Origin of the sequence: uncultured Rhodococcus sp. (assembly GCF_963525155.1) — a bacterium.
GTDB classification, from domain to species: Bacteria; Actinomycetota; Actinomycetes; order Mycobacteriales; family Mycobacteriaceae; genus Rhodococcus_F; species Rhodococcus_F qingshengii.
In genome coordinates this window covers 16,704-28,892 of sequence record NZ_CAURKP010000061.1, presented here as the reverse complement: position 1 = coordinate 28,892, position 12,189 = coordinate 16,704, and the positions used below count along the sequence as shown (strand labels likewise).

Annotated in this window: 13 protein-coding genes; 11 read left to right on the top strand and 2 right to left on the bottom strand. The window is 60.9% G+C overall.

Going from position 1 to position 12,189, the window contains the following annotated elements; genetic code table 11:
• From RWT78_RS14630 to RWT78_RS14610, 5 genes are all read left to right on the top strand, one after another.
• Positions 1-128 (top strand): SDR family oxidoreductase (locus tag RWT78_RS14630; protein ID WP_314676425.1); only part of this gene is annotated, 128 nt, incomplete at its 5' end.
• Positions 121-903 carry an SDR family NAD(P)-dependent oxidoreductase gene (locus tag RWT78_RS14625; protein ID WP_037128614.1) on the top strand — a complete coding sequence of 261 codons (783 nt, stop codon included), beginning with the start codon at positions 121-123 and terminating at the stop codon, positions 901-903. The genes RWT78_RS14630 and RWT78_RS14625, both read left to right, overlap by 8 nt.
• Positions 900-2,357 carry an FAD-dependent oxidoreductase gene (locus tag RWT78_RS14620; RefSeq protein WP_314676423.1) on the top strand — a complete coding sequence of 486 codons (1,458 nt, stop codon included), beginning with the start codon at positions 900-902 and terminating at the stop codon, positions 2,355-2,357. The genes RWT78_RS14625 and RWT78_RS14620 overlap by 4 nt, the downstream gene beginning before the upstream one ends.
• A 76-nt stretch (positions 2,358-2,433) precedes the next feature.
• Entirely contained in the window at positions 2,434-3,747 is a 1,314-nt protein-coding gene (locus RWT78_RS14615) for an MFS transporter (RefSeq protein WP_007731424.1), read from the top strand.
• Positions 3,748-3,773: 26 nt separating this feature from the next.
• On the top strand, positions 3,774-4,262 hold the full coding sequence (locus RWT78_RS14610; protein ID WP_030535188.1) for a nuclear transport factor 2 family protein: 489 nt from the start codon (positions 3,774-3,776) through the stop codon (positions 4,260-4,262).
• A gap of 68 nt (positions 4,263-4,330) precedes the next feature.
• Here RWT78_RS14610 and RWT78_RS14605 read toward each other — a convergent pair whose 3' ends face one another.
• Both RWT78_RS14605 and RWT78_RS14600 read right to left on the bottom strand, forming a co-directional pair.
• Positions 4,331-5,971, bottom strand: coding sequence for an ABC-F family ATP-binding cassette domain-containing protein (locus tag RWT78_RS14605; protein ID WP_003940187.1), 1,641 nt, complete (start codon positions 5,969-5,971; stop codon positions 4,331-4,333).
• 208 nt (positions 5,972-6,179) lie between these two features.
• On the bottom strand, positions 6,180-6,737 hold the full coding sequence (locus RWT78_RS14600) for a TetR/AcrR family transcriptional regulator (RefSeq protein ID WP_003940110.1): 558 nt from the start codon (positions 6,735-6,737) through the stop codon (positions 6,180-6,182).
• A gap of 51 nt (positions 6,738-6,788) precedes the next feature.
• Between RWT78_RS14600 and RWT78_RS14595 the strand changes: the two genes are divergently transcribed.
• The 6 genes from RWT78_RS14595 (at position 6,789) to RWT78_RS14570 (ending at position 12,172) form a co-directional block, all read left to right on the top strand.
• Positions 6,789-7,748 carry a DMT family transporter gene (locus RWT78_RS14595; RefSeq protein ID WP_314676422.1) on the top strand — a complete coding sequence of 320 codons (960 nt, stop codon included), beginning with the start codon at positions 6,789-6,791 and terminating at the stop codon, positions 7,746-7,748.
• Positions 7,745-9,340, top strand: coding sequence for an amidohydrolase (locus RWT78_RS14590; protein ID WP_314676421.1), 1,596 nt, complete (start codon positions 7,745-7,747; stop codon positions 9,338-9,340). The genes RWT78_RS14595 and RWT78_RS14590 overlap by 4 nt, the downstream gene beginning before the upstream one ends.
• Positions 9,341-9,856: 516 nt before the next feature.
• Complete coding sequence (locus tag RWT78_RS14585; protein WP_050654815.1) at positions 9,857-10,393, top strand: alternate-type signal peptide domain-containing protein; 537 nt, start codon at positions 9,857-9,859, stop codon at positions 10,391-10,393.
• Between the two features lie 3 nt (positions 10,394-10,396).
• Positions 10,397-10,951, top strand: a complete 555-nt coding sequence (locus tag RWT78_RS14580) for a hypothetical protein (RefSeq protein WP_314676420.1) — start codon at positions 10,397-10,399, stop codon at positions 10,949-10,951.
• The gene (locus tag RWT78_RS14575) at positions 10,948-11,583 is read left to right on the top strand and encodes a signal peptidase I (protein WP_314676419.1); all 636 of its coding nucleotides are present in this window, start codon (positions 10,948-10,950) and stop codon (positions 11,581-11,583) included. Before RWT78_RS14580 ends, RWT78_RS14575 begins: the two co-directional genes overlap by 4 nt.
• Positions 11,576-12,172, top strand: coding sequence for a SipW-dependent-type signal peptide-containing protein (locus tag RWT78_RS14570; RefSeq protein WP_030535194.1), 597 nt, complete (start codon positions 11,576-11,578; stop codon positions 12,170-12,172). The genes RWT78_RS14575 and RWT78_RS14570 overlap by 8 nt, the downstream gene beginning before the upstream one ends.
• The last annotated feature ends 17 nt before the right edge of the window (positions 12,173-12,189 follow it).

Sequence of the window (12,189 nt, the reverse complement as noted above, 5' to 3'; positions counted from 1 at the left end):
CGGTACCACTGCATCGTCTGGGCTCGCCCGAAGAGGTCTTCGGCCCGCTGCTGTTCCTGCTCTCGGACAGCGCGCGTTACGTCACCGGGCACAGCATTGCGGTGGACGGTGGTTCGCGGCATGTCTGAGTCCACGACATATCCCGGCGTCGTTCTCGTTACCGGCGGTGCTGCCGGGATGGGAGCGCATCACGCGCGCACTCTCGCCGCGCGCGGTTCGCATGTCTGCATTGCCGATGTTTCGGATTCATCCGGCGTGGTCGACGACATCGTCGCCGCAGGCGGATCGGCATCCGCTCATCTTCTCGACGTCACCGATGCCGATGCCTGGGACCGGGTTGTCGACGAAATTCGCACCACCCGTGGGGAACTCGGCGGACTGGTCAACAATGCCGGTATCTCGCGTCGGCTCGAATTCATGGACACCCCGAACGACATCTGGGAGCTGACCATGAAGATCAACCTCTTCGGCCCGTTCTACGGTATGAAGGCGGTGGCGCCGCTGATGCGCGAGAGTGGTGGCGGATCGATCGTCAACATCTCGTCCATCGCCGGTCAGATCGGATACTTCTCTCCGGCTTACTCGTCGAGCAAGTGGGGTCTGACCGGTCTGTCGAAGTCGGCCGCAGGCAACTTCGCGCAGTGGGGGATTCGCGTCAACTCGGTGCACCCGGGACTGGTCGGTACGGCGCTGCTCGGCGGCGCGAACGACTTCGTCGCCGCGTCACTGAAGTCGGTTCCCTTCGGACGCATGGGAACTCTCGACGAGATCACCGAAGCAGTGCTGTTCCTGCTCTCGAACAGTTCGACCTACACCACCGGTACGGAACTCACTGTCGACGGCGGGTTGGTGTCGAACGGTCTTTACCACCGCATCATCGCGGAGACTGGAGAACTTTCATGACCGAACACTGGGACGTCGTTGTCATCGGTGGCGGCGGAGCAGGTCTCGCCGCTGCGGTGTCGGCAGCTGAAGAAGGCGCATCCGTTCTGCTGTTCGAATCCGAAACCGAACTCGGTGGATCCACCGCGCTGTCGGCCGGCATCTTCACGGCCGCCGGAACGAGCGTGCAGGCCGGCCTCGGAGTCGACGACTCGGCAGAGAAGTTCTTCCAGCACTACATGGACCTCAACCAGTGGATGCTCTCACCCGGATTGATTCGTGCATTCTGCGAAAACGCCGGTCCGACACTGGAATGGCTCATCGGACTCGGCGTCGAGATTCCCGCGGCGATCTCGGGTAACGCTCACCAGCCGGGACTCGCCCAAGCCGGCGTCGAGGACGTCTGGCGCGGCCACGTGCCCAAGGATCAGGGATACGGACTGATTCAGGTGCTGGACAAGGCTCGTCGCAAGCACGGGATCGAGGTCATCTTCGGAACACGGGTGCAGAAGCTGATCGAGGAAGACGGTCGGGTTGTCGGCGTTGTCGCCGACGACATCGAGGTGCCTGCGGGCGCCGTCGTTGTTGCCTCCGGTGGAGTCGCGCAAGATCCGGGTTTGGTGGAACGCCACGTCCCGGACGCGAACAAGGCCGGAGAGGCCTTGTTCGTCGTCGCAGCCGAGGGGAGCCGCGGAGACCATCTTCGTTTTGCCGAAGACCTCGGTGCTTCCCTGGCGGGCGACGGCTGGGGTCTGATGCTGCCCACCGTCTACTTCCAGCGATTCCACCACTGGCAGGCCGGTTTTCCGCCGAAGTCGCGGATCTACGTCAACCAGGACGGCCGTCGTTTCATGGACGAGGACAGCTCGTACGCGGTCTCGACCGGCATCATCGACCATCAAGGTGGATACGGTTGGATGATCTTCGACGAGAACGCTCGCGTGAATCTGGCTCCAGGATATGCGGATTGGAATCCCGAACGCATCGAGGAAGAAGTCGCCGCCGGTGGCACGATTCGTGCGGACACGATCGAAGACCTCGCAGTGGCTACGGGTGTTCCGGTTGCGACGTTGGCGCAAACCCTGCGTCGATGGAACGACCAACTGCCCAGCGGTCACGACGACGACTTCCTCCGTCATCGCACGTTGCGGAACAAGGGTGCCGTCGGCAATCCGGATCCTATTGCGACAGCTCCGTTCTATGCCGCGAAAATCCTTCCGGCAGAGCTCGTCTGTACGCATGCGGGAATGGAGATCAACACCGATGCGGCCGTGCTCGGCAGCACCGGAGTACCTATCGAGGGTCTGTACGCCGCAGGTGAGGCCGGCGCCGGAATCCTCGGACTGAGATACGTGGGCGGCGGCAATGCGGTTGCCAACGCTTTGACCATGGGCCGCGTAGCGGGACGTAATGCGGCGAATTACACCAGGACCAGCGCTGAGAGCGCACCGGTCCATTCCATCGCGCACTCCTGACGTCCGACGTCTGCGCGGCACCGAATCCAGTCAGTATCCAATCCAGGCAGGGAACAACATGTCAGAGAATGAGACCATGGCGAGAGCCGAATCCACCGAGGGCAGCAGCGTGGCAACCGAACGACAGTCGACGACGAAGGTAATTCGCGCGGCCATCGTCGGTACCGTCGTCGAGTACTACGACTTCGGTATCTACGGATACATGGCCACGACGATCGCCGCGCTGTTCTTCGTTTCCCATGACCCGAACGCAGCACTGCTCGGTACCTTTGCAGCATTCGCCGTGGCCTTCTTCCTACGCGTGCCCGGCGGAATCTTCTTCGGCCACATCGGCGACAAGTACGGCCGCAAGAACGCGCTGTCCTGGACCATCCTCCTGATGGTTCTCGCGACAGCCGGAATGGGCCTGCTTCCGACTTACGCCACGTTGGGTGTGTGGGCGACGTCCATCCTGGTTCTGGCTCGTTGCCTGCAGGGCTTCGCGGCCGGCGGTGAACTCGGCGGCGCCAACGCGTTCGTCTCCGAGTCCGCTCCCAAACGGTGGCGTGCGACGCAGACCTCGATGGTCAATACCGGCACCTACCTGGGTTCGCTGGCAGCTTCGCTCATGGCCCTCGGCCTGACGTCGGTGTTCTCGCAAGAGCAGATCCTCGAATGGGCTTGGCGTATCCCGTTCCTGCTCAGCCTGCTGATCGGTGGCATCGGTATCTGGATCCGCAGCCAGATGGAAGACACTCCTCAGTTCGAAGAACTGCAGGACAAGGGCGAGACCAAGAAGCTTCCCATCCGTGAGTTGCTCAGCACGTCCGGTGGCAGCGTCGTCAAGATCATCCTGCTGGGCGCACTCATCACCGGCGGTTACTACATCGCCTCGGTGTATGCCGCGACGTACCTGCAGACCACCGGCGGTCATTCGTCGCGCGTTGCTTTCCTTTCCACTTCTCTTGCACTGGTTCTCGGCGTCATCACGTTGCCGATCTCGGGATACATGGCAGACAAGTACGGGCGTCGGCCGGTGCTGTTCGCCGGTAGTGCCGCCGCAGTGGTTCTCGGCATCCCGATGTTCATGATGATGGCCGGTTCTGGCATCTGGCAGGCGGTTGTCGGTCAGTCGGTGCTCTTCATCTGCGTTTCCGTTGTCAACGGTGCTTCGTACGTGACCTATGTCGAAATGCTGAAAGCATCTGTGCGGTACAGCGGTCTGGCATTGGGTAACAACGTCACCAACATGTTCCTCGGTGGCACCGCGCCTTTCATCGCCACCTATCTCATCAGCTTGACCGGTAACTCTCTCGCTCCGGCTGGATACTTCGTCTTCTGTGCGGTGATCACCCTCGTCACGGTCTTCTTCATCAAGGAGACCAAGGGTGTTGAACTGCAGGTTGATTGATCATCGGGTAGAACAGGAGCCTGACCGTGTCCCTCGCTGACAAGCAAGAAATCACCGAAGTTCTGTATCGCTACGCTCGGGCCGTCGATCGGAAGGATTTCGACAGCGTGGCCCTCTGCTACTTCGACGACGCGATAGACAACCATGGTGGTTACATCGGAACCGTCGACGGGCTGATCGAAGACATGAAGCTCAGACACAAGACGATCGACTCGTCGATTCACTGCATTTCCAACATACTGATCGACGTCAACGGCGATGTCGCTCAGTGCGAGTCGTACTGTTTGTGCTTTCTGCGGCAAGAGCGTTCCGGTACGGATACGGTGCAGACGCTTGCGACGATCAAATGCCGTTACGTCGACAGGTTCGAAAGGCGCCATGGTGAATGGCGAATCGCCGATCGGATTGTCGTGTTCGACGAATCCCGTGAAGACGTGATCGAGAACATCCTGTCCACGGACTGGGTGACGCAACGTCGATCCTTCGACGATCCGGTGTACACCAGGACACCTTGACCAGTAGTGCAGACGAAGGCCTTCACACACGATGTGTGTGAAGGCCTTTCGTCTGTTCACTTCTCGTGTCAGCTCACTGCGTCCGGTGCGGCGACCTCGGTCAAACGGCCGTCCGAGAGCCTGAGCCAGCGTTCGACTTTGACCTCGGTCAGGAATCTCTCGTCGTGGCTGACCACCACGAACGCCCCCTGATATGCATTCAGGGCACTTTCGAGTTGAGCAACGCTTACCAAGTCGAGGTTGTTGGTCGGCTCGTCGAGAAGAAGCAGCTGCGGGGCCGGATCGGCGAAGAGAACGCACGCCAATGTAGCCCGCAGTCGTTCACCGCCCGAGAGTGCAGCGACGGGAAGATGAGCACCCGCACCCCGAAAGAGGAAGCGCGCCAGGATGTTCATGCGTTCCGGTGCCGGTAGGCCTGGAGCAGACAAGGCAAAGTTCTCTGCGACGGTGCGTGCGGGGTCGAGTAGGTCGAGCCTCTGCGACAGGTATGCCACTCGACCGTCGGCTCGCGTGATCTCACCGGAAGTCGGCGCCACATCCCCGTTGACGATGCGTAGCAACGTCGACTTTCCGACGCCGTTCGGCCCGGTCAACGCGATACGCTCCGGTCCTCGAATGGCCAGGTCGATTCCGGAGTCGGCGAATATCGCATGATCACCGAACGCGAATTGCATTCGCTCACCGAGGAACACCGTCCGGCCGGCGGGTACATGTGTGCCAGGCAATTCGAGTGAAATCGTCTGGTCGTCTCGAAGAGCGCGGCCCGCTTTGTCGAGTCGGTCCTTCGCCGCGTCGACCCGGGCGAGGTGTGTCTCGTTGGCCTTGCCTGCCGACTCCTGAGCATTACGCTTCATGGTCCCCGCAAAGATCTTGGGCAAGCCCGCGTTCCCGAGATTGCGGGCAGCGTTACTTGCGCGTCGCGAAGCACGTTCTCGGGCCTGCTGCAGTTCGCGCTTCTCGCGCTTGACCTCTTGCTCGGCGTTGCGGATGTTCTTCTCCGCCACTTCGCGAGCCGAGCGTGCCGCGGCTTCGTAGTCGGTGAAATTGCCACCGTAGAAGCTGATCTCGCCGCTGTGAAGTTCGGCGATGCGGTCCATGCGGTCGAGTAGTCCTCGATCGTGACTGACCACCAACAGACAGCCACTCCAGTCGTCGAGAACGTCGTAAAGCCTGCGGCGCGCGTCCAGGTCGAGGTTGTTGGTGGGTTCGTCGAGGAGAAGGACATCGGGGCGTCGCAGGAGTTGCGCCGCCAGTCCGAGCGAGACGACCTGCCCGCCGCTCAGAGTGTCGAGGCGACGATCGAACGTCATGTCGGCCAAACCGAGTCGACCGAGTTGGGCTCGCGTTCGTTCCTCGATATCCCAGTCGGACCCGATTGTCGTGAAGTGTTCTTCTCGTGTGTCCCCGGATTCGACTGCGTCCAACGCAGCGAGCGTCGGGGCGATGCCCAAGACCTCGGCAATGGTCAGATCGCCCGTCAGTGGCAGGTCCTGCGGAAGGTATCCGAGAACGCCGTCGACGGACACACTGCCGGCGCGCGGCCGCAACTGGCCGGCGATCAATCTGAGCAGAGTGCTTTTCCCGACGCCGTTCTGGGCCACCAGCCCGGTTCGGCCGCCGGGCACGGTGAATGACAATTCGTCGAAGACCGGAGTGTCGTCCGGCCAGGCAAAAGACAGATTCGAGCAAACGATGTAGGTATCGGACATGAATAGACCTCAAGTGTTGTGCGGGCGCGGCAACGCTGCTCCGCAAGGAGTCGGGTAAGTGAACGACAACATGGCCACGACGGCAGCGCTCCGAGGCGTCTGCCGGTGGCCGTCATGCCCGGTTTTATCCGGAGATGTCGAGTTCACCAACCATGTCTGATCCTTTTTGGTCTGTGTCGTTTCATCCGACGATAACAGGAGCCGGTATCTACATACGAGCAATACCGGCGCAGAGAAGTTCGACCAGTCGTCGATACACCCGATCCGGGTCGGTGCCGGCCGGTTGTCCCTCTACCGATTCGAGGATGCAGAAGCCGTGCAGCGCACTGCGAAGAGACCACGCCGCCTGCTCCGAATCATCCGGGCTCAGACCGTATCCCGCGATCACCTTGTTGATGACGTCGACCACCTCGCCGACGGCGGAGACCAGATCGGGATGCGGAGCAGTGGGGTAGCGGTCGGTGATGGCGTAGAGCCCGGGGTGTACTCGGACGAACGCACGCCATGCGTCCGCGAGCGCCATGACGGCGTCGTCGCGCGAGAGACCGACCGCGGCGGCACGCAGTTGTTCGGCGAGAAGGTTGCGTGCGAGGAGGCTGAGTTGATGGTGGACGTCGTCGACCCCGTCGACGTGTTTGTACAGGGCTGACTGCCGGACGTCGAGGGTCTCGGCGAGTTGACTCAGTACCAGAGCGTCGGCGCCTTTGCTGTCGACCAGGTCGGCTGCGGCAGCGATCACGCGTTCACGGGTAACCGGAGTTCTCATGCACGCATCTTCCCTGTATGACAGGCTTCGCGTCGGTGATACATTATCACTATGAGTGATGAAGTATCGCCACGCGAGCCGTCCGGCGATCAACTACGCCGTCGTGACCTGCGCGTAGTCGTCACCGGTGCATGCATCCTCGGGTTGACCTCGGTGCTCTACGAACTCTCAGGAGTGTCTCCGTCGACGGGTGCATTCTTTCGGTGTCTCTATGCGCTCATCCCTCTCGGCATGCTCGTGCTCGTTCAGCGTCGTCGGTCACCCCGGCCTTCGATCTCGGCGCCCTGGATCGTGAAGTCTCTACTTGCCGGCGCGTTCCTCGGAATCGATCTGGTGCTCTGGCACGAGTCGATTCATTCGATCGGGGCAGGTCTTTCGACTGTGATCCTGAATTTGCAGGTGCTGTTCGTCGCAATCCTCGGCTACGTTGTCCTGCGCCAACGGATCGGCCGGGAACTGGTCGCCAGCCTTCCGTTGCTCTTCGTCGGAGTTGCTCTGGTAGCCGGGACGAGCACAACACTCACCGGGTCGAATCCTGCTGTCGGAGTGTCGTTTGCCGTGATCGCCGCAGGCGCGTACGCGGTCTACATCTTCCTGATGGGTCTGGCTACTCGGGCGGCGGGCAGAACGGCGTTGCCGATGTTCGTCTCGACGGGAGCCACTGCCCTCACGGCAGGTGCATACGGCCTCGTGAGTGAAACTTTGGATCTGACACCGTCACTCGTAGCTCAAGGTTGGCTTGTGCTGCTCGCGTTGGTATCTCAGGTGATCGGGTGGCTGCTGGTAGCCAGCGCCAGTCAGCGTCTGCCTGCCAGTGCAGTCGCCGCCAGCCTCGTGTTGCAATCGGCGTCAGCACTGTTGTTCGGCGCGGTGATGCTTGCGCAGACCCCAACTCTCGTCCAACTTGCAGGTGCCGGAATGATTTTGGCCGGAGTGGTTGTGGCGACGCGGATACCCGCGAAGAAATCCTCGACGACTGTTGTCGGAAAACGAATGGAGACAAGTGTATGACCACGGCGGCTGACCACATCTACATCAACGGCGACATCAGGGCCATGGACGGTGCGGTCGGCGACAACGCGACCGCTGTGGCAGTCAAGGACGGCAGATTTGTCGCCCTCGGAACCGACGCCGAGATCGCGGCGCTGACCGATTCCGAAACCTCCGTTGTCGATCTCGCCGGAGCGGTGGTTGTTCCGGGGTTCATCGAGACGCACCTCCATCCGATGATGTGGGGTTTGATGCTCAGTGGGGTCGACGCAACGACGAATACGTGCCCGACCATCGAGAAGTTGATCACGGCGTTGGCCGCGCGGGCCGCGATCACACCAGTTGGCGAGCCCATCGAAGCGTGGGGCTTCGACGACAGCCTCGTGGCGGAAGATCGAGGCCTGACCGTAGCTGATCTGGACAAAGCTTCCACCGAGCATCCGATCCTGGTGCGGCACTTGTCTGCTCACGGGATCTATGTCAACTCGGTCGCACTGGAGAAGGCCGGAATCGATGCCACCACGGTCGATCCGGAAGGTGGTGTCATCGTTCGGGACAGCGACGGTGTACCCACCGGTGAACTGTGCGAGGTTCCGGCAATGTCTCTGGTGCACGGACTTGTTCCGGATATGAACCCGGATGCGTCCAAGATCGCGATGCTGCGGGCGCAGGAAGTCATGGCGTCGGTGGGCGTGACGAGTTTCCACGACATGTACGTCACGGCCGAGATGTACGAGGCGTACCGGCAACTCGACGCCGATGGTGACTTGAGGCTGCGTGCGCGCCTCTATCTCGGCCACGGGGTTCACGATCAGTTGGGTGAACTCGCCGATCCGACCGAGCGAGTTCGTGTGGGCGGCGTCAAACTCATTTCGGACGGGTCGATTCAGTTGCACACCGCTGCGCTGACCGAGCCGTACCACGATCTGGGCGGATGCCGCTGCGGCGGAATGGCAATCCCGGCAGGCGCGCTCGGGGCACTCGTCGAGGAACATCACGCTGCCGGCCGGCAAGTTGCGATTCATACGAACGGTGATCAGGCCATCGATTTTGCATTGGACGCAATTGCAGCGGCACGGACAGCGCACCCGGACATCGAAGTTTCGCATCGACTCGAGCACGTTCAGACGTTGCGGGAAGATCAGATCGCGCGGATGGTCGAACTCGGGGTGGTGGCGTCGATCTTCGTGAACCACGTCTACTACTGGGGTGACCGGCACCGCGATCGTTTTCTCGGACCGGGTCGCGGCGAGCGGATCAGCCCCGTGGCGTCGGTCGTGGCGGCGGGGCTTGCCTACGCGCTGCATTGCGACTGCCCTGTCACTCCAGTGAACCCGCTCTTCACGATGAACACCGCCGTACATCGTGTTACGCGAGAAGGTCACGTTCTGGGTGCGGAGCAACGGGTTTCCGCGTCCGAGGCGCTGGCCGGTTACACAAGCGCAGCCGCTCGTCTCACCGGTGAGTCATCGGACAAAGGTCGGATAGCGGTGGGACTTTTGGCGGATTTTGTTGTGCTCGACGGAGATCCGCTGCGCAGCGATTCGACAGACTTGAATGAACTGTCGGTCCTGCGCACGGTTGTCGGAGGTGAGACCGTCTTCGAGGTGTAGGGCCTCCGCCTTAGTTTGTTGCTCGATTGTCGCTGCTTTCAAAGCGGAGGCAACCGAACGATCCCCAAAACAAACCAAAAGTTTGTAGAACTTGTTTCAGGTGAATTTCCGACTGTATGGACCATCCGGACGAAGGTTACTTCAGCAAACGGGTTGCAACAAAGTGCTGCGTCTTTTAAATGATCCAGGTGAGAGGCGATTCTGTAGTCAAGTTCAGGTTTCAACAAGCTTCTGGACATTCGACCAGCTTTTCGCCAAAAATTCCTGATACGTGTGGTAAAAATCTAAACGACGCAAGCGGACGTCGACAGCACGAGAGAGGAATGACCCGTTCGCGAGAACGGCTCGCAATCTTTCCGCAACACGCTCTCGCTCTGCACTTACCGCTACGACCCCTCACTGACCACGGATGAACGAAACCCTCTGCCCGTACCAGGGCGCACATGACTGGATCCGACCAGCTTTCTCACCCTGCAAGCTCCCCGCCACGGGGACCAGACGAAAAGAGTGTTCTCCATGAACAAGGCAACCAAGGGCGCAGTCGCGGCCGGTGCAGCAGCACTTCTCCTCGCCGGTGGCGCGGGAACCATGGCGGCGTGGAACGCAAACGCACCGATGACCGGCGGAACGATCAACTCAGGTCATTTGACGCTGACAGCGTCGGGAACTCCCACCTGGTCAGTGAATGGCACGGCCCTCGCGCCTGGCGCAATCGACACCTACAAGGTAGTTCCAGGCGACAAGGTTGTGTACTCGGGCAAGGTCACCATCGGCGCTGTGGGTAACAACCTGAGCGCGACGTTGAAGGCCGACCTGTCCTCAATCGGAGGAACCTCCACCTTGCCGACCGAGATGGCGCCTGTTGTGACCGCCAGCGTCGGTGCCGCCACCCTCCCGACCAACGGAACCGGTGTTGCGATCACGTCCGCTAACAACGGTGATCTCGTCGATGTGAATGTCTCGTTCGACTTCACCAAGGCTGCTGCAACCAATGGTTCGCAGGATGGTTCGATCAGCTTGGCGAACTTCAACGTCACTCTCGATCAGGCATAAGTCTTGCGTAAGCACTACCGTTGGTGGGCAACCGCCGCCGCGCTGGTCATCGGACTGATCTTCGTATCGGTGCAACAGACCAGCGCGCGGTGGACGGCCGCTGAAACACTGTCCGGTGGCACGATCCAGTCCGGGATCCTCGACCTGACGGTGGGCAGTGCCGGGAGCGGCCAGAGCAGTTACGACTTCACTGCTCTGGGCGCCACCGGTATGTTCCCCAACGCATATGCACAGGCTCCGTTGACAGTTCACAACTCCGGTAGCGTTCCACTCAATTACCGGATCCAGAACGTCACGCAGTCTTCCGCTGATGTTCCGCTCGCGTTGGTAGTGACGCCAGTGGCTACCGAAGCCGGTTGCCCTGCCCAGGGCGCAGCTGCCGGCACCGCGATCTACGACGGTCCCATGGCCGGCGCTCAGGTACCGACAGCTTCGGGATGGCGCACGGTTGCTGCCGGCAGTACCGAAATCTTGTGCCTGCGTGGCACTGTCGGTCCTGACGTCGCATCGGGTGTTTCCACGAGCGTGCATTTCTCGTTCGAAGCGGAGTCGGTATGACGCACGCAGTGAAGGGTTCTGATCAGAGAACCGGCGCCTGGTGGTGGATCCGCAATATTGTCTCGTGGGCTCTGCTGCTGGGTGTTCTGGCGATTCTGTTGTCGACGGTCGTTGTTCCACGTTTGACGGGGTCGACGCCCTTCACTGTGTTGACCGGTTCGATGCAGCCCACCTATCCACCCGGCGCCCTTATCGTGGTGAAACCGCAGGACGCTGCCCAATTGCAGGCAGGTGATGCGATCACCTACCAAATCGAGTCGGGGAAGCCCGATGTTGTTACGCACCGAATCACGATGGTGCGACTCAACTCCGCCGGTGATCTCACCTTCGTCACACAAGGCGATGCAAATCCGATAGCGGATCAGAATCCCGTTGTACCGGAGCAGATTCGCGGCAAGGTGTGGTACAGCGTGCCGTACATCGGGTACGTATACAACGCCATCACGGGGCAGATGCGCTCGGTGATGCTGACGGTTGTCGTCGGCGCACTGTCGATCTATGCCGTGTTCATGTTCGTCGGATCGGTCCGTGACCGTACCCGGCGACGTTCTGCGTCTGCAGACCCCCAACCTTCCGAACCGAGTGCGCCGGCGCCTCGAGTTGAGCAGCAAGAAAGGCACAGCCATGTCTAAGCACGAGGAGCAGCAGGCGCCCGCCTCGCTCGGTACACGTCTGGTCGGGGGCGCAACCAGCGGCCGCGCACGCGCGATCATGTCGGTGGGAATTGTTCTGGGCCTCGGTGCCGTTGGCACTCTTGCTGCGTGGACTGACAACGCTACAGCGACTTCCGGCGTATTCAGCACCGGTTCGATCGAGATGAAGCTCAACGGTGACCCGGGAGATCCGACTGCTTACGGCTTCACCGCGTTGACCAAGACGGGCATGATGCCCGGCGACAGTGTCACGGCAACTCTGCCTGTACAGAACACTGGCGCGGCACAGTTCAAATACACCATGGCAGCAACCGCAACAGGCGAGGCCGCGCTTGCCCCGTTTATGAAGGTGACTGTTCTCGATCAGAGTTGCACAACCCCGATTGCCGGCCCGGTCGGCTTGTCGACGACTGCCGCGACTCCGATCATCACAACAGGACGTCAGTTGGCTGCGAATACAGGTTCTGAGACGCTGTGCTTCAAGGTTGCGCTCGATACGGGAGTGCTTTCGGCACAACAGAACAAGTCGATCAATGTTTCATTCCAGTTCGCGGCGACGACAGCCTGAGGTGACCATGTCTGATC